The organism is Methylobacterium sp. AC832 (genome assembly GCF_979256025.1).
Window position 1 is genome coordinate 124,264 of the sequence record NZ_CEEDMV010000007.1, and the last position, 16,878, is coordinate 141,141.

The following is a 16,878-nucleotide window of genomic DNA, read 5'->3' on the forward strand; positions in this document are numbered from 1 at the left end:
TGACGGCATACGCCGCATCGAACCCGAAAAAGATCGAATTTTCGTACGCAATATGGTACCGAGACGAGATCGCCTCTGCCGTTCCAGGGAGGCGGCAGGCGGTGGAGTCGTGAATGGAAGCTCAGCTGCAGAGTGTCATGGCCGATGTGGCGGTGAGTGTGTCGGAGCTGAAGAAGAGTCCGACATCGGTGATGAACCGCGCCGACGGAGCACCGGTGGCGATCCTGAACCACAACCGCGTCATGGGCTACATGGTCCCGCCGGAGACCTTCGAGGCCATGATGGACGCCATCGACGACGACGTGCTGGCGTCGATCGTGAAAGCCCGCTCCGGGGAAGTGCCCGTGCGGGTCACCCTGGATGCCCTTTGAACTCCAGTTTCTGCCTTCCGCGCTCAAGGAGTGGCACAAGCTCGGCGAGACGCTCCGGGGGCAGTTCAAGAAGAAGCTGGCGGAGCGTCTGCTGAACCCGAGGGTCGAAGCGGACAAGCTTCGCGATGCCGACCTGAAGGATTGCTACAAGATCAAGCTGAGGTCCGCAGGCTATCGCCTGGTCTACCGTGTCGATGACACGACGGTCACCGTGACGGTGGTGGCGGTCGGCAAGCGGGAGCGAAGTGCCGTACACGGAGCTGCCAAGCGGTAGCGCCGCCGCTACCGCCTAACCCCGCTCCCGCGCCTGCCCGGTCGGGCAGATGTCCAGCAGCACGCATCTCCCGCACGCCGGATTGCGATGGTGGCACACGGCTTGGCCGTGGAGCATCAGGATCTCGTGGTTGTCGTAGAGATCCTGCGCGCTCCAATCCGCCGGAAGCTGCGCCCGCAGGATCGGATGCGAGGGGCCGACATCGACCTTCGCGCCGATGAGGCCGGTGCGTTGCGCCACCCGGTGGTGGTGGCTGTCCACCGGCAGGGCCGGCATCCGCAACAGGCTGAACGAGAGCACCGCCGCGCTGGTTTTCGGGCCGACGCCCGGAATCGCCTCGAGCCACGAGCGCGCCGCATCGACCTCCATCTCCTTCAGGAAATCGAGCGAGAGGGAGCCGTGGCGCTCGGCCACCGCCGCCAGGATGGCACGGATGCGGGGCGCCTTCAGTTCCGGCCATGTCACGCCGGAGATGGTGGCCTCGATCTCCTCCACGGGCGCGTCCACGAGGTCGGCCCAATCCGGGTAGCGTGCCCGCAACGCCTTGAAGGCGCGACCGGAATCGGCGTTCCGGGTACGGTGCGACAGGAGCGAGGAGACGAGTTCGCTCAAGGGATCGAGGCTGTGGAAATACGGAATCGGGCAGCCGTAGACGGGGCAGAGCCGGCGATGGATCTCCAGCGCCTTGTCCGTCAGGCTCGCGTCGGCGAGGTCAGCGGAGCGTCTGGTCTGCCGGGGGCGGGGGCCGGCGAGGTCGTGCCCGGATGCGATGGACATGACAACGGAATCCGCGCCGAGTCCCGCCGGTTCCGATCCGGCGCGAGAGGAAGTGCCGCAGGGCAGCAGTATCGTGCAATAGACTGACAGTTGCGCCAAGGTGAAAGCCCGAACCTTGCGCCCCGGCGAAGGTCATGCGAGGCTCTGTCCGTCAGCGAATGACGAAGCGGGAGAGCCCAGGCCGGTACCAACCGGTCATGGCGCCGACGGAGCAACCACCCCCGGAAACTCTCAGGCACAATCACCGCTTCGTTTTGACAATCTGGAGAGAGGCGCCTTCGCGGGCGTCCACCGAAGGAGAAATCCCACCCTTCCCGGGGCGGGAGAAGCTCTCAGGTAACCGTGACAGATGGGGGTATTCGGATCGCTCGATCGAGCATCCGGAGCAGTTCTGTCATGGGGTGACCAGATGCCGCTCGACGCTTCCAGCACACCGCTTCACGCGCTCCATCTGCGCCACGGAGCTCGCATGGTGCCCTTCGCGGGTTATGCGCTGCCGCTCCATTATCCGGCCGGCCTGATCGCCGAACACCTGCACACCCGCAAGGCGGCCGGTCTGTTCGACGTGTCGCATATGGGCCAGATCCGGCTGAAGCCGGGTCCGGGCGGCATGGCGGACCTCGCCTGCGCCCTCGAAACCCTCCTGCCCATCGACGTGCTGGGGCTGGCGCCCGGCCGGCAGCGCTACGGTTTCCTCACCGGTGAGACCGGCGGCATCCTCGACGACCTCATGGTCGCGCGCCTCGACGACAGCCTGATCCTGGTGGTCAACGCGGCCAACAAGGTGGCGGACGAGGCCCATCTTCGCTCTCATCTGACCAACCTGTGCGAGATCACGGTGCTGCCCCGGGCGCTCCTCGCCCTCCAGGGGCCGCTGGCCGGGAGCGCCCTGGCGCGGCTCGCCCCGGAGACCGCCGCCATGCGCTTCCTCGATGTGAAGTGGGTGGAGCTCCTCGGCTCGCCCGCCCTCGTCAGCCGCTCCGGCTATACCGGGGAGGACGGGTTCGAGATCTCCCTTCCGGAGAATGCCGCGGATGCGGTCGCCGAGGCGTTGCTGCAGGACAGCGACGTGGAGCCCGTCGGCCTCGGCGCACGCGATTCCCTGCGGCTGGAAGCCGGCCTGTGCCTGCACGGAGCCGATATCGATGCTGGGACGAGCCCGGTCGAGGCGGGCCTGACCTGGGCGATCCAGCCGGTCCGCCGCGAGGGCGGCGCGCGCGCGGGTGGCTTTCCGGGCGCTGAGCGCATCCTCCGCGAGATCGGTGACGGTCCCGCGTCGCGACGCGTCGGCCTGCTGCCGGAGGGCCCGACCCCGGTGCGGGGAGGGGCCGCGCTCGTCGCGGAGGAAGCCGGCGAGGCCATCGGCCGGGTCACCTCCGGCGGCTTCAGCCCCAGCCTCAAGGCGCCCATCGCCATGGGCTACGTCCCCGCCGCCCTGTCGACGCCCGGCACCCGTCTCTTCGCGGAAGTGCGCGGCCGGCGCCTGCCGGTCTCGGTCGTGGCGCTTCCCTTCGTGCCGGCGCGCTTCAAGCGCAGCTGAATCCCGGCCCCCGGCCGACTTCCCCCACACCACCTCTCCACGGAGCGCATCATGCTGAAATTCACGGACGAGCACGAGTGGCTGGCCATCGAGGGCGATGTCGCCACCATCGGCATCACCACCCATGCGGCTGAGCAACTCGGAGACCTCGTCTTCGTCGAGCTTCCCAAGGTCGGCGCCAAGCTCGTCAAGGGCGAGGCCGCGGCGGTGGTGGAATCGGTGAAGGCCGCCTCCGACGTGTTCGCCCCGGTCTCGGGTGAGGTGACCGAAATCAACGAGGCCGCCGTGTCGGACCCGGCCAGCATCGGCACCGACCCGCAGGGAGCGGGCTGGCTCTATCGCCTCCGCCTCGACGACGTCGCCTCCCTCGACGGATTGATGGACGAGGCCGCCTACGCCGAGTTCGCGAAGTAGCGCCCAATCCACCCTCCCCCCGCAGACCTCGGGCCTGCCCGAGATCTGTTCCTGAGTGCCCAAATGGGGCCAAGCCCAATTTGGGTGGGGGAGGGTGCCTGCGGAGCAGGCGGGAGAGGGGACGACCTCTCCGGACAACGCGCTCCCCTCTCCCGACCCGCATTCGCGGGCCACCCTCTCCCGCAGAGGGGAGAGGGACGCGCACAGCCGTCAATTGCACCTCCGAGGCCCATCATGCCAAACGATCGCTACGATCCCTACGATTTCGCCAATCGCCGCCATATCGGTCCGACCACCGCCGAAATCGCGGCGATGCTGGCCGTGATCGGCTCCGAGAGCCTGCACGGCCTCGTGGACGAGACCTTGCCGGCCGACATCCGCCAGGAAGAGCGCATCGATTTCGGCACGTCGCTCACCGAGCGCAGGGTGCTCGAACATATGCGCGGCATCGCCGACAAGAACCGGCTTCTCGTCTCGCTCATCGGCCAGGGCTACCACGGCACCACGATGCCGCCGGTGATCCAGCGCAACATCTTCGAGAACCCGGCCTGGTACACCGCCTATTCACCCTACCAGCCCGAGATCAGCCAGGGCCGGCTCGAGGCGCTGCTGAACTTCCAGACCCTGGTCTGCGACCTCACCGGCCTCGACATCGCCAATGCCTCGCTCCTCGACGAGGCCACGGCGGCGGCGGAGGCCATGGGCATGGCCTCGCGCATCGCCCGCAACGGCAAGACCGCCTTCTTCGTCGACGGCGAATGCCTGCCCCAGACCATCGCCGTCCTGAAGACCCGTGCCGCGCCGCTGGGCTGGACCGTCGTCGTCGGCGACCCGTCGACCGATCTCGACCCCGCGGAGGTCTTCGGCGCGGTCTTCCAATATCCCGGCGTCTGCGGCGCCATCCACGATTTTTCGGAGGTCATCACCCGCCTGCACGAGGCCGGCGCGGTCGCGGTGATGGCCGCGGATCCCCTGGCCCTCACCCTGCTGAAGCCGCCCGGCGAGATGGGCGCCGACATCGCCATCGGCTCGATGCAGCGCTACGGCGTGCCCATGGGCTATGGCGGCCCGCACGCTGCCTATCTCTCCACCCGCGAGGCGCATAAGCGCACCCTGCCGGGCCGGCTCGTGGGCGTCTCCGTCGATGCGAGGGGAAACCGGGCCTACCGCCTCGCCCTTCAGACCCGCGAGCAGCATATCCGCCGTGAGAAGGCGACGTCGAACATCTGCACCGCGCAGGTGCTGCTGGCGGTCATCGCCGGCATGTACGCGGTGTTCCACGGCCCGCGCGGATTGAAGGCCATCGCCGCCCGTGTCCACCGCGACGCGGTGCGCCTCGCCGAAGGGCTGGAGAGCCTCGGCTTCACCGTGGAGCCGAAGGGCTTCTTCGACACGATCACCGTCGAGGTCGGCGCCTTCCAGGGGTTGATCCTGCAGAACGCGGTGAAGAACGGCATCAACCTGCGGAAAGTGGGCTCGGACCGCATCGGCATCACCGTCGACGAGCGCACCCGGCCCGATATCGTCCAGGCGGTGTGGCGCGCCTTCGGCGGCGAAGGCTTGACCTATGACGAGGCCTGGCCGGCGCAGCGTCTACCAGAGGCAAATCTCCGCACCTCCGCCTATCTCACCCACCCGATCTTCCACATGAACCGGGCCGAGAGCGAGATGACGCGTTACATGCGTCGCCTCGCCGACCGCGACCTGGCGCTGGACCGCGCGATGATCCCGCTCGGCTCCTGCACGATGAAGCTCAACGCCACCGCCGAGATGCTGCCGATCTCCTGGCCGGAATTCTCGGAGATCCACCCCTTCGTGCCGGCGGATCAGGCGGAGGGCTACCAGGAACTCCTGCGCGACTTCTCCGACAAGCTCTGCGCGATCACCGGCTACGACGCGATCTCGATGCAGCCGAATTCCGGCGCGCAGGGCGAATATGCCGGCTTGCTCGCCATCCGGGCCTACCACCTCTCGCGCGGGGAGGGGCACCGCAAGGTCTGCCTCATCCCGTCCTCGGCGCATGGCACCAACCCGGCCTCCGCGCAGATGTGCGGCATGAGCGTGGTCGTGGTCGGCGCCGACCAGCACGGCAACATCGACGTGGAGGACTTTTCGCGGAAGGCCGAGTTGCACGGCGAAAACCTCGCGGCCTGCATGATCACCTATCCGTCGACCCATGGGGTGTTCGAGGTTCGGGTCCGCGAGATCTGCGACATCGTCCATGCCCATGGCGGCCAGGTCTATCTCGACGGGGCCAACCTCAACGCGATGGTGGGCCTCGCGCGCCCCGGCGATATCGGCGCCGATGTCAGCCACCTCAACCTGCACAAGACCTTCTGCATCCCCCATGGCGGCGGCGGCCCCGGCATGGGTCCCATCGGCGTCAAGGCGCATCTCATCCCGTTCCTGCCCTCCGACCCGCGTAGCGGTGAGGAAGGGGCCGTCTCGGCGGCGCCCTACGGCTCGGCCTCGATCCTGCCGATCTCGTGGAGCTACTGCCTGCTGATGGGCGGGCGCGGCCTCACCCAGGCCACCCGCGTGGCGATCCTCAACGCCAATTACATCGCGAGCCGCCTGAAGGGCGCCTATCCGGTGCTCTATGCCGGGGCACAGGGCCGGGTGGCGCATGAATGCATCATCGACGTGCGGCCGTTCCAGAAATCGGCCGGGATCGGCGTCGAGGACATCGCCAAGCGGCTGATCGATTGCGGCTTCCACCCGCCGACCATGAGCTGGCCGGTGGCCGGCACCCTGATGATCGAACCTACGGAATCCGAGACCAAGGGCGAGATCGACCGGTTCTGCGATGCCATGCTGGCGATCCGCGAGGAGATCCGCGCCATCGAGGACGGCCTGATGGACAAGGTCGACAATCCGCTGAAACACGCGCCGCACACGGTGGCGGACCTGATCGGCCCGTGGGAGCGGCCCTATTCCCGCGAGGCGGCGTGTTTCCCCTCGGGAAGTCTCGGCATGGACAAGTACTGGCCGCCGATCAACCGCGTCGACAACGCTTACGGCGACCGCAACCTCGTCTGCTCCTGCCCGCCGGTGGACGCCTATAGCGAGGCGGCCGAATAGGGTACCACGTCGGCCGCTCTCCTCTCGCTCGGGACGGGAGCGGCCGGTGGGGTGAATGTGGCCAAGCGCCTGATCGCACTGTGAAGGCTCGGCTCGCAAACCGCGGGGGGGATCCTCGCCCGCCCCTTCGGAAACACAATCCGAGAGCAAGCTTGGCCATGGCTTCCCCTTGGGCAGGACTGGTCTCCTTGAAACACACCGACGCGGATGCTGATGTTTCGCCGACACGCCGTAAATTGATCATTGGCGCAGCAATCGGTGTGGTCGGTGGCATAGGTGCTTCACATTCCGCCGACAGCGCCCCCTTCGCCGCCCTCGAAAGTCGATACGGTGGGCGCCTGGGGCTACTCGCGCTCGACACCGGCTCCGGTCGAACCCTCGAGCACCGGGCCGACGAACGTTTCCTGATGTGCAGCACCTTCAAGGGTTTGCTGGCCGCGCACGTCTTGGCCCGCGTCGATGCGGGAGCGGAAAGTTTTGGGCGTGAAGTCGCTTTTTCGCGCGTTGATCTTGTGTCACCCTCACCTGTGACAGAGTTGCACGTCTCGCGCGGCGCGCTGTCAGTCGAGACGCTCTGCCAAGCGATGGTTGAAACGAGCGATAATACCGCCGCGAATTTGCTAATGAAGTCCAGCGGCGGGCCTGACGGTCTCACCCGCTTTCTTCGCAGCATCGGCGATGAGGTCACACGCGTCGATCGCTTCGAGCTTGCTGCGAATACCCCCAAGGGAAATCTGGACACAACGACGCCCCGGGCCATCGTTGCTTCAGCCCGCTCGATCCTTCTCGGCGATGTGCTGATAGCCCGGAGCCGAGAAAAGCTCGAAACCTGGATGGTCAACTGCAAGCCGGGCTCGCAACGCTTGCGCGCGACCTTGCCGGCCCGATGGCAAGTAGGAAACAGGCCAGGCACCAGCGTCGACCGACACACCAACGACTACGCTATCGTCCGACCCCCAGGGCGTCCTGCACTCATGATTGCAGCTTATTACGATGCGCCGGGACTTGCGATGGACGTGCGCGAGGCAGTGCTGCGCGAAGCTGGTTCCGCTGTGGTGACCTGGGCGACCTCATGAATTGGCGGCGGGAGGCGTGTCGCGATGTGAAGCTCCGCAGACCACCGATCCGGTCTTCGAGGTCGACACCAACCCTCATGTTGCAACGAACGAACGTACTATGCCGCAAACCCGCTACACGGTCCTGCCCAGCCCGATCGGTCCGCTTGTTCTGGCCGGTACGGACGAGCGCCTGCGCTGCATCGGCTTTCCCACCGGCAAGGGCGCGGTGACACCCCGGGCCGACTGGCACCGGGACGACGCGGCGTTCGCCGAGGCCCGGCGGCAATTGAGCGCCTATTTCGAAGGCCGGCTGAACCGATTCGCTCTCGAACTCGACCCGCGCGGCACACCGTTCCAGAGGCAGGTCTGGACCGCGCTCATGGACATCCCGCTGGGCGAGACGATCAGCTACGGCGAGTTGGCCAGGCGAATCGGCCGTCCGAGCGCCAGCCGGGCCGTGGGTGCCGCCAATGGCGCCAACCCGCTCCCCATCGTGGTTCCGTGCCACCGCGTCATCGGCACGGGAGGCAGCCTCACGGGGTTTGCCGGCGGCCTCGACACGAAAAAGTGGCTGCTCGCGCTAGAGCGCGGGGCGACCTCTCGTGTCTCGGCGCAGCTCAGCCTGCTCTGAGCGACTGTTCGGGGTGTCTGTCCAAGGCTTGACCTCATCCTGAGGTGCCGCGGAGCGGCCTCCAGAACCCACCGAGCGAACGGGAGGGCTCGCTCAAAGCCTCCGCTACCCTCCGGGACCTCAGGATGAGGTGATCTGATGGGATGATCGACTCTGCGCCCGGCGCGACGCGGCGCTATGATCATTCTCCACATCCCCACCGCGACGACAAGCAGGCCCGTCCGCAGACACGCCCTGCGTGTTCCGACTTTGGGGATGTCCCGTTCCTGACGTATCCGCCTCTCCAGCGGCCCAACGACAGGGCCGAGCCGGAGGGATGAATGGCGGGACCGGACAATCGTCTGAGCGGGCTCGGCAAGGATGCGATGCGCCTGCTGCGTCCGATCTGGCCGCTCGTGGCCGTGTCCTCGGCGATCGGGGCGCTGAGCGGCCTCGCTACGGCGACGGTTCTGGCCAAGGTCAACACGGCCATCCATGCGGATGGCGGTCTTTCCGAGAATTTCATTCCCGTCTTCCTCGGCCTCGTCCTTCTCGGCGTGGGCGGGTCCCTTCTCTCCGGGCTCGGCAGCGCCCTGGCGAGCGGACGCATCAGCGCCGGCCTCAGCCGCGATCTCGCCGACATGATCCTCACGGCGCCCATCGACCGCATCGAGCAGATCGGCCGCCACAAGGTCCTCGCTTCGCTCAACACGGATGCCGGCACGCTGTCGACGACGGTGGCGATGCTGTCGGGACTCATCATCCAGAGCGGCGTCACCGTCGGATGCCTCGTCTACATGCTCACTCTGTCAGCCCCGCTCCTCGCCATCACCCTGCTGGTCTTCGGCCTCGGCAGCTATGTCGAGAACATCCTGCGCCGCCGCGCCATGGTCGGCTACCGCACGCGCCGCTCCCTCGCCGACACGATGCAGAAGCATTTCCAGAGCCTGACCGAAGGCAGCCGGGAATTGCGGCTCAACCGGCAGCGCCGGATGCGGTTGAGGGACGGGGCCCTGACCTCGTCCATCGAAGAGCTCCGCCGCAACGAATTCAGGACCCATACGCTCCTCGAATTCTCCTACCTGACGAAGAAGCTGGCCCTGTTCGCCACGATCGCGGCCATCGTGACCTACAAGGCGACTCTGGGGATCGACAACGCCGTCCTCTCCGGCTTCGTCCTGGTGCTGCTCTATATCGAGCTGCCGGTCACCTACATCCTCGCCATCCTGCCCGAGATCGGTAGGGCCCGGATCGCCTACCAGCGCATCGCCGAATTCTCGGCCGGACGCACCGTGTCGGAGCCGAACCTGCTCGCGCCGGAGGACACGCGGACGCCCCGGACCATTGAGGAAATCGAGCTTCGCGGCGTCAGCCACGCTTTCCCGGCCGTCGAGGGCAAGCCGGGCTTCACCCTCGGGCCCATCGACCTCACCGTGCGGCGGGGGGAGATCCTGTTCATCGTCGGCGAGAACGGCTCGGGCAAGACCACCCTCATCAAGCTGATCCTCGGCCTGTATCCGCCACAGACCGGCACCCTGTTCCTCGACGGGGCGCCGGTGACGGACGAGACGCGGGACGCCTACCGCCAGCATTTCTCGGCGGTGTTCTTCGATTATTACCTGTTCGACGATCTCGTCCTGCCCCCCGGGGCGGATCCGGCGGCGGCGGATGCCTATCTCGAGACCCTGGACCTCGCCCACAAGGTGACGATCCGGGACGGGGCCTTCTCCACCGTCGATCTCTCGGCCGGTCAGCGCAAGCGCCTCGCCCTGGTCCAGGCCTATCTCGAAGGGCGGCCGGTCCTCGTCCTCGACGAGTGGGCGGCAGAGCAGGACCCCACCTTCCGCCGCCTGTTCTACACACGGCTCCTGCCGGACCTAAAGCGTGAGGGCCGGACCCTGATCGTCATCAGCCATGACGACCGCTACTTCGATGCGGCCGACCGGGTGATCCACCTGAACAACGGCGCGATCCTGGAAGCTCCCCGAACGGAAGCGACCGCGTGAGCGAGACGTCGCCTATTTCGGCAGGGCGTAGATATTCACGTCGAGCTTCTCGTCCGCCTTGTCGTTCAGGTCGGTGACGTATTCCTCGATGAAGCGGTCCTGGACCACCACGTCCTTGGCGTCGAGATAGGCGGTGAGCGTCTCGTAGGTGCCGTCGATCTCGTCGTAGGAGCCCTTGTGCGGGAAGCGCAGGGCCTTGCCGCTGGGGGTCGTGCCGAAGCGCAGGCCGCCGGTCTCGGCGGGCTTCGGGTCCGGCATGGAGGCGATCGGGATCATCGCCTCGAACTGGAATCCGTCATCGTCGGTCTTGGCGAAGACCGCGATCGGTCGGCCGGTGGGGGTGATCCCGTTCTTGGCCAGCGCCTCCTCGATCTTCACGAAGGCGGCCTTCAGGGCCGGCACCGCCTCCTCCCAACTCGCCCGCCCCGCCAGGATCGCGGCGGGCTTGGGCGGCAGCGAGACCTCGTCCACGTCGTTGGCGTCGCCGGGGGTCTCCACCAGGGTCTGGCGTGCCGGGCCGGCCGGGAGCGCCGGCGCGGCGGGAAGCGCCTGGGTCGGCACCGGACGGGCCGGCGCATCGGGATTGACCGGATCGGGCGCCGTCGTGGTCGGCAGGGGAGAGGAGGTCGCGGGCGAGGACGGCTGCTGCGCGAGCGCTGAGGAGACGGCCAAAGCGGCGGCGAGGCTGACGAGCGGCAATAGACGATGACGGGTCAAGGCAACGCTCCGGAGATCGCACGCCGCGACGAATCGTACGGCTGAATCGCGAAGCCTTAAAATAGGGAGGAAGCCGCCCGCCTGCGAGACGCCAACCCGCCCCGAACGCAGGAACGTGACGGGCGCGTCCCTTGTGCAACGCTCCCCCGAGCGGACCCCGCGTGCGCGGCCCGGCGCTTTGTCCTATATGCGGGGGCCTCGCACGCGGGATGCCCCGTTCAGACAACGAAACCGAAGACGATCATGACGAGGCTCGAGAACCGTCGGTTCCTGAAGATGCACGGGGCGGGCAACGCCATCGTGGTGCTGGACCTGCGCGGCACGGAGCTGGTCGTGCGCGCCGAGGAGGCCCGCGCCATCGCCGGCCACCCGCGCTCGGGCTTCGATCAGCTCATGGTCATCCACGATCCGCGCAGCCCCGGCACGGACGGCTTCATGCGAATTTACAACACCGACGGGTCGGAATCCGGCGCCTGCGGCAACGGCACCCGCTGCGTCGCCTACGCCATGCTCGACGACCCGGCCATGGCGCGCCCGGCTGAGAACGGCCGCCTCACCCTGGAGACCAAGGCGGGGCTCGTCGAGGTGAAGCGCGTGGCGCACACCTCGTTCACCGTCGATATGGGCCGCCCCCGCCTGAGGTGGGACGAGATCCCGCTGGCCGAGCCGTTCCCCGACACGCGGCGGATCGAACTGCAGATCGGCCCCATCGACGCGCCCATCCTGCATTCGCCGGGCGTGGTGAATATGGGCAACCCCCACGCGGTGTTCTTCGTCGAGCGCGATCCCGACGATTACGATCTCGGCCGCATCGGCCCGATGCTGGAGAACCACCCGATCTTTCCCGAGCGCGCCAACATCTCCCTGGCGCAGGTGACGGGGCCCGAGACGATCAAGCTCCGGGTCTGGGAGCGCGGCGCCGGGTTGACGCTCGCCTGCGGCACCGCCGCCTGCGCCACCCTGGTGGCGGCCTCGCGCCTGCGCATGCTCGGGCGCCACGCCACCGTGAGCCTGCCCGGCGGCGACCTCGTCATCGAGTGGCGGGCCGACGACCACGTGCTGATGACCGGCCCCGTGGCGCTCGAATGGGAGGGTTTCCTGTCCCCCGAACTCTTCGCGCGGGTGGACTGAGTGGCGGTGGAGACCCTGACCTTCGGCTGCCGCCTCAATACGGTGGAATCCGAGGTGATGCGCCGCCATGCCGAGGCGGCCGGGACGGGCGCGGACCTCGTCCTCGTCAATACCTGCGCCGTCACGACGGAGGCCGGACGCCAGGCCCGCAAGGCGATCCGCAAGCTCGCCCGCGAGCGGCCGGGGGCCGAGATCGTCGTCACCGGCTGCGGCGCTCAGGTGGAAACGGACGCCTATTCGGCGATGCCGGAAGTGGCGCGCATCGTCGGCAACGACGCCAAGACCAGGGCCGAGACCTGGCTGCCCGCCACGCATGTCAGACCGCGTCTCGAGATCGACGACATCATGGCCGCGCGGGAAGCCGCACCGACGCGGATCGCCTCGGTCGCCGGTCATACCCGCGCCTTCGTGCCGGTGCAGAACGGCTGCGACCATCGCTGCACCTTCTGCATCATCCCCTTCGGCCGGGGGAATTCCCGCTCCGTCACGCTGGATGACGCGGTCGATCAGGTCCGCCGCATCGTCGACCATGGCGGGCGCGAAGTCGTACTCACCGGGGTCGACCTCACCGCCTACGGCCGGGATCTGTCTCAGTCATCCAGCCTGGGACGGCTGGTCCAGGCGATCCTCCGCCACGTGCCGGATCTCGCACGCCTGCGCCTGTCCTCCATCGATTCCATCGAGGCCGACGCGGCTCTCTGGGAGGCGATTGCCGGCGAGAACCGGCTGATGCCGCATTTCCACCTTTCGCTGCAGGCCGGCGACGACCTGATCCTCAAGCGCATGAAGCGCCGGCACGGCCGCGACGATGCGATCCGGTTCTGTGAGGCCGTGCGGCGTCTTCGCCCGAATGCCGTCTTCGGGGCCGACCTCATCGCCGGCTTTCCCACAGAGACCGAGGCGCAGTTCACTCGCTCCCTCGATCTCGTGGCGGAATGCGGCCTCACGCATCTCCACGTGTTTCCCTATTCCCCGCGCCCCGGCACGCCGGCCGCGCGCATGCCGCCCGTCGCCGGAGACGTGATCCGCGAGCGCGCCGCCCGTCTTCGTGACGCGGGAGCCACGGCACTGACGGCACATCTGGCGGGAGAGGTCGGCCGGACCCACCGCGTGCTCACCGAGCGCGGCGGAATGGGACGCACGGAAGGGTTCACGCCGGTCCGGCTGGCAGCCGACACGCCTCCGGGCGAGATTCGCGACGTGACGATCGCAGGGCATGACGGCCGGGTGCTGATCGGGGCGGAGTAATCCGGCGCGACAGCGACCGCCTCTCCCCGCACGCGGGGAGAGGATCGCGGACACCTTGTCGTGTCCGCGATGAGCGAGAGGCGAAGCCGAAGCGAGGGTGAGGGGGCGCATCCGATAGGGGCTCACCCGGACGCCCCCTCACCCTCGGCTGCTGCCTCGCCGCGACGACGACGAGGTCGTCGCGGCCCTCTCCCCGCGTGCGGGGAGAGGGGATGTGCACCTCTCGCTCAGCCAATCCATCGCACGCGTCATGCGCCGGCCCGATACCCACACATCTCCATCCGCTCCCGCATATGCCCCGGCGCCGGGGCCTCGACCACGATCGGCGGCTTCTTGGGGTAGAGTGGCAGGGTGAGCGCGCGGGCGTGGAGCTGCAGCCCGGGTCCGCCCGAGCGCGGGGCGGTGCCGTAGATCGTGTCGCCGAGGATGGGCCAGCCCATGGCGGCGCAATGGACGCGCAGCTGATGCGTGCGGCCGGTGACCGGGCTGAGGGCGAGCCAGGCGAGGCTCCGGTCCGGCGAGCGGCCGAGAACGCGCCATGTGGTCAGCGAAGGGTCACCGGCCGGGTCCGTCTTCATCCACCACGAGCGCGGGTCGTCCGAGCGGCGGGCGAGGGGGAGGTCGATGCGGCCCTCCTCCTCGGCGGGAACGCCCTCGACGATGGCCCAGTAGGTCTTCCCCACCGTGCCGCTCGCGGCGAACAGCTTGTTGAGACGGGCCAAAGCTTTGGCATGACGGCCCAGGGCGAGGCAGCCCGACGTGTCGCGGTCGAGCCGATGGGCCGCCTCGGGACGACGCGGCAGGCCGAAGCGCAAGGCATCGAGATGGTCGGTCAGGGTCTCGCCGCCCTTCGGGCCGGGATGGACGGGCAGTCCCGCCGGCTTGTCGATGACGAGGACAAGGGCATCGCGGTAGAGGAGACGCGCGCCTATGTCTGTTATGCGGTGTTCCACTGGGGCATCGGCTGACGGCATCGCCCTGCGCTACTCATGCGGGGTCGAGGGAGCAAGTGGGAATGAGCGAAGACAAGAGGCCGGGCTGGTTGCTGCGGCGGATGTTCGGGAAGAAGGAGGAAGCGTGGCCGCCCGAGCCGGTCCCGGTTCAGCCGCCCGATCCCAAGCCGGAGCGGAAACCCGAAACGGCCATCGAACCGGCATCGCCTCCCATCGCGTCTCCCGCCTCGGCATCGGAAGGCCAGCCCGACTTCGCCACGGGTGCGGACGACATCTCGGCGATCCCGCTGCCCCCCAGCGAGCCTGCGCCCGCCGACCCGGACAAGAACACGATCCCCGACGAGATCGAGGGGGCGGACCTGCAGCCCATCGCGGGCGCGGATGAGCGCCCGCCGGCCGGTACGGCGGGAGACGATCCCGCGTGCGGAGCGGAGAAGGCCGACACCACGACGGTCGCCTTCGCACCGGAGCCCGCCCCGGTCCCGGCCCCCACGCCCGAGCCAGTCTCCGAACCCGAACCGGCCTCCGAGAAGCGCGGCTGGTGGAGCCGCCTCACAGGGGGCATGAAGCGCACCTCCTCGGCCTTGTCCGAGCGGGTGACGGGCCTCTTCACCAAGCGCAAGCTCGACGCGGACACGCTGGAGGAGCTGGAAGACGCCCTGATCCAGGCCGATTTCGGCATCGACACCGCCATGCGGATCTCGGAGGCCGTGGGTAAGGGCCGCTACGAGAAGGGCATCTCCCCGGATGAGGTCCGGGCCATCCTCGCCGCCGAGGTGGAACGGGCGCTGACACCCGTCGCCATTCCCCTCACCATCGACACGACGAAGAAGCCGTTCGTGATCCTGATGATCGGCGTCAACGGCGCGGGAAAGACCACCACCATCGGCAAGCTCGCCCTGAAGCTGAAGGGGGAGGGGCACAGCCTGATGCTCGCGGCGGGCGACACGTTCCGCGCCGCGGCTATCGAGCAGCTCAAGGTCTGGGGCACGCGCACCGGGGTTCCGGTGGTGGCGGGCGTGCAGGGAGCGGATGCCGCCGGCCTCGCCTTCGAGGCCTTCCAGCGGGCCAGAACCGAGGGCACCGACGTGCTCCTGATCGATACGGCCGGCCGGCTCCAGAACAAGGCCGGGCTGATGGCGGAGTTGGAGAAGATCCTGCGCGTCATCCGCAAGATCGACGCCGAGGCGCCCCATGCCGTGCTCCTCGTCCTCGATGCCACCGTGGGCCAGAACGCGCTGAGCCAGGTCGAGCTGTTCTCGAAGGCGGCCAACGTCACCGGCCTCGTCATGACCAAGCTCGACGGCACCGCGCGGGGCGGCATCCTCGTGGCGCTGGCCGCGAAGTTCGGCCTGCCGGTGCATTTCATCGGCGTCGGCGAAGGCGTCGAGGATCTCGAACCCTTCGCCGCGCGGGACTTCGCGCGGGCCATCGCGGGGTTGGACAAGGACTGATCGCAAGGGAGACCAGCATGGTCGGCCATGCGCCAGCGGTTGTCGTCATGGTACCGCAAATGGTACCATGACGGATGCGGATCGTTGAATTTCTGGATGCGAAAGGCCGCAGTCCTTTTGCCGACTGGTTCGATCGTGCGGAGGAGACATCATGACCCTGACGCGCAGCTTCAGAGAGACGGTGAAAGCGCGTGCCGAGAGCGACCCGGCATTCCGAGAGGCACTTCTGACAGAAGCGGTGGATCAGTTCCTGGCCGGAGAACTCGATACGGGGAAGGCAGCACTGCGCGACTACATCAACGCGACGATCGGTTTCGAACGGCTGGCCATGGAAACCGGTTCTTCGTCGAAGAGCCTGATGCGCATGCTGAGCCCGACCGGCAACCCGACGGCGAGCAACCTGTTCGCCACGCTCACGACGGTTCAGAAGGCAGCCGGCCTGAAACTCGCCGTGGCGGCGGGCCGCTGACGCTACGGGCGATCCTCCTGCAGAGCCCCCGGTCGATCTTTGGCGCTGCCTGACGCGCTATGAAAGCCGGGGCGACTGTCCTACATCCGGCGTCCCGCCCGGCGCCGCTTTGCGTCCGGGCGTGCCGAACCACGAGCCGCTCGCGATCATGACCCTGCCCATCGAATCCGTGCCGCCGCGCCGCCATCTCGAACCGGTGCCCAAGCTCGCCCTGGAAATGGGGCCGCTGGTGCTGTTCTTCATGCTGAACTCGTTCGGCACGCGGTTCGGCCTGAGCGAGGACAGCAGCACCTTCATGGCCATCGGGGTGTTCGTGGTGGCGACGGTGGTGGCCTTGGCCATTCACTTCGCGCTGCTGCGACGGCTGCCGATCATGCCGCTGGTCTCCGGCATCGTCGTGCTGGTCTTCGGCGGCATGGCGCTGGCGTTGCACGACAAGACGTTCTTCGTGATCAAGCCGACGATCGTGAACGCCCTGTTCGGCGCCATCCTCCTCGGCGGCCTGCTGTTCGGGAAGTCTCTGCTGTCGGTAGTGCTCGACTCGGTCTTCGACCTGACCGAGGAAGGATGGCGCAAGCTCACCTTCCGCTGGGGATTGTTCTTCTTCGCCCTGGCCGCCATCAACGAGGTGGTCTGGCGGACGCAGACTTACGCCTTCTGGGCCAATTTCAAGGTGGTCGGCATCATGCCCCTGACCATCCTGTTCGCCCTGTCGCAGACCCCGCTTCTCATGCGCTACGACCGCAAGGCCGAGGCGAAGCCCGACGTGTAGGGA

The 16,878-nt window shown here is 67.8% G+C and carries 16 protein-coding genes and 2 riboswitches; of the genes, 13 read left to right on the forward strand and 3 right to left on the reverse strand.

Features of this window, described 5'->3' with window-relative positions:
• Positions 1-113 precede the first annotated feature (113 nt).
• Complete coding sequence (locus AC0IXR_RS20685; RefSeq protein ID WP_244478043.1) at positions 114-371, forward strand: type II toxin-antitoxin system Phd/YefM family antitoxin; 258 nt, start codon at positions 114-116, stop codon at positions 369-371.
• Positions 361-645, forward strand: a complete 285-nt coding sequence (locus tag AC0IXR_RS20690; protein ID WP_471761950.1) for a type II toxin-antitoxin system RelE family toxin — start codon at positions 361-363, stop codon at positions 643-645. The genes AC0IXR_RS20685 and AC0IXR_RS20690 overlap by 11 nt, the downstream gene beginning before the upstream one ends.
• A 15-nt stretch (positions 646-660) precedes the next feature.
• Here AC0IXR_RS20690 and AC0IXR_RS20695 read toward each other — a convergent pair whose 3' ends face one another.
• A complete protein-coding gene (locus AC0IXR_RS20695) occupies positions 661-1,422 on the reverse strand; it encodes an endonuclease III domain-containing protein (RefSeq protein WP_471761951.1) in 762 nt (253 codons plus the stop codon).
• 157 nt (positions 1,423-1,579) lie between these two features.
• Positions 1,580-1,679, forward strand: a riboswitch (glycine riboswitch).
• Between the two features lies 1 nt (position 1,680).
• Positions 1,681-1,775: riboswitch (glycine riboswitch) on the forward strand.
• A 56-nt stretch (positions 1,776-1,831) separates the two neighbouring features.
• Here AC0IXR_RS20695 and gcvT point away from each other — a divergent pair.
• The 6 genes from gcvT (at position 1,832) to AC0IXR_RS20725 (ending at position 10,131) form a co-directional block, all read left to right on the forward strand.
• Complete coding sequence (gene gcvT, locus AC0IXR_RS20700; RefSeq protein WP_471761952.1) at positions 1,832-2,962, forward strand: glycine cleavage system aminomethyltransferase GcvT; 1,131 nt, start codon at positions 1,832-1,834, stop codon at positions 2,960-2,962.
• A 51-nt stretch (positions 2,963-3,013) separates the two neighbouring features.
• Positions 3,014-3,376 (forward strand): glycine cleavage system protein GcvH, encoded by a 363-nt coding sequence (gene gcvH, locus AC0IXR_RS20705; RefSeq protein WP_056159241.1) that lies wholly within the window; start codon positions 3,014-3,016, stop codon positions 3,374-3,376.
• Positions 3,377-3,610: 234 nt separating this feature from the next.
• Positions 3,611-6,457 carry an aminomethyl-transferring glycine dehydrogenase gene (gene gcvP / locus AC0IXR_RS20710; protein ID WP_471761953.1) on the forward strand — a complete coding sequence of 949 codons (2,847 nt, stop codon included), beginning with the start codon at positions 3,611-3,613 and terminating at the stop codon, positions 6,455-6,457.
• 188 nt (positions 6,458-6,645) lie between these two features.
• Positions 6,646-7,533, forward strand: a complete 888-nt coding sequence (gene bla, locus AC0IXR_RS20715; protein ID WP_471761954.1) for a class A beta-lactamase — start codon at positions 6,646-6,648, stop codon at positions 7,531-7,533.
• Positions 7,534-7,633: 100 nt separating this feature from the next.
• Positions 7,634-8,146: a methylated-DNA--[protein]-cysteine S-methyltransferase gene (locus AC0IXR_RS20720; protein ID WP_471761955.1), complete on the forward strand. Its 513-nt coding sequence runs from the start codon at positions 7,634-7,636 to the stop codon at positions 8,144-8,146.
• 320 nt (positions 8,147-8,466) lie between these two features.
• Positions 8,467-10,131 carry a cyclic peptide export ABC transporter gene (locus AC0IXR_RS20725; RefSeq protein ID WP_471761956.1) on the forward strand — a complete coding sequence of 555 codons (1,665 nt, stop codon included), beginning with the start codon at positions 8,467-8,469 and terminating at the stop codon, positions 10,129-10,131.
• Between the two features lie 12 nt (positions 10,132-10,143).
• On the opposite strand, the gene AC0IXR_RS20730 is transcribed toward AC0IXR_RS20725, so the two are convergent.
• A complete protein-coding gene (locus AC0IXR_RS20730; RefSeq protein WP_461233148.1) occupies positions 10,144-10,848 on the reverse strand; it encodes a GyrI-like domain-containing protein in 705 nt (234 codons plus the stop codon).
• A 243-nt stretch (positions 10,849-11,091) separates the two neighbouring features.
• Between AC0IXR_RS20730 and dapF the strand changes: the two genes are divergently transcribed.
• Positions 11,092-11,979 (forward strand): diaminopimelate epimerase, encoded by an 888-nt coding sequence (gene dapF, locus AC0IXR_RS20735; protein WP_471761957.1) that lies wholly within the window; start codon positions 11,092-11,094, stop codon positions 11,977-11,979.
• Complete coding sequence (gene mtaB, locus AC0IXR_RS20740) at positions 11,980-13,227, forward strand: tRNA (N(6)-L-threonylcarbamoyladenosine(37)-C(2))-methylthiotransferase MtaB (protein ID WP_471761958.1); 1,248 nt, start codon at positions 11,980-11,982, stop codon at positions 13,225-13,227.
• Between the two features lie 248 nt (positions 13,228-13,475).
• Here the strand turns inward: mtaB and AC0IXR_RS20745 are convergent, their stop codons facing one another.
• Positions 13,476-14,201, reverse strand: coding sequence for an RluA family pseudouridine synthase (locus AC0IXR_RS20745; protein WP_471761959.1), 726 nt, complete (start codon positions 14,199-14,201; stop codon positions 13,476-13,478).
• A 41-nt stretch (positions 14,202-14,242) separates the two neighbouring features.
• Between AC0IXR_RS20745 and ftsY the strand changes: the two genes are divergently transcribed.
• The 3 genes from ftsY to AC0IXR_RS20760 all read left to right on the forward strand — a co-directional run bounded on the left by ftsY (position 14,243) and on the right by AC0IXR_RS20760 (position 16,875).
• Positions 14,243-15,634 (forward strand): signal recognition particle-docking protein FtsY, encoded by a 1,392-nt coding sequence (gene ftsY / locus AC0IXR_RS20750; RefSeq protein WP_471761960.1) that lies wholly within the window; start codon positions 14,243-14,245, stop codon positions 15,632-15,634.
• Positions 15,635-15,785: 151 nt separating this feature from the next.
• Positions 15,786-16,103, forward strand: a complete 318-nt coding sequence (locus AC0IXR_RS20755; RefSeq protein WP_471761962.1) for a helix-turn-helix domain-containing transcriptional regulator — start codon at positions 15,786-15,788, stop codon at positions 16,101-16,103.
• A 154-nt stretch (positions 16,104-16,257) separates the two neighbouring features.
• The gene (locus tag AC0IXR_RS20760) at positions 16,258-16,875 is read left to right on the forward strand and encodes a septation protein A (protein WP_419953960.1); all 618 of its coding nucleotides are present in this window, start codon (positions 16,258-16,260) and stop codon (positions 16,873-16,875) included.
• Positions 16,876-16,878 lie beyond the last annotated feature (3 nt).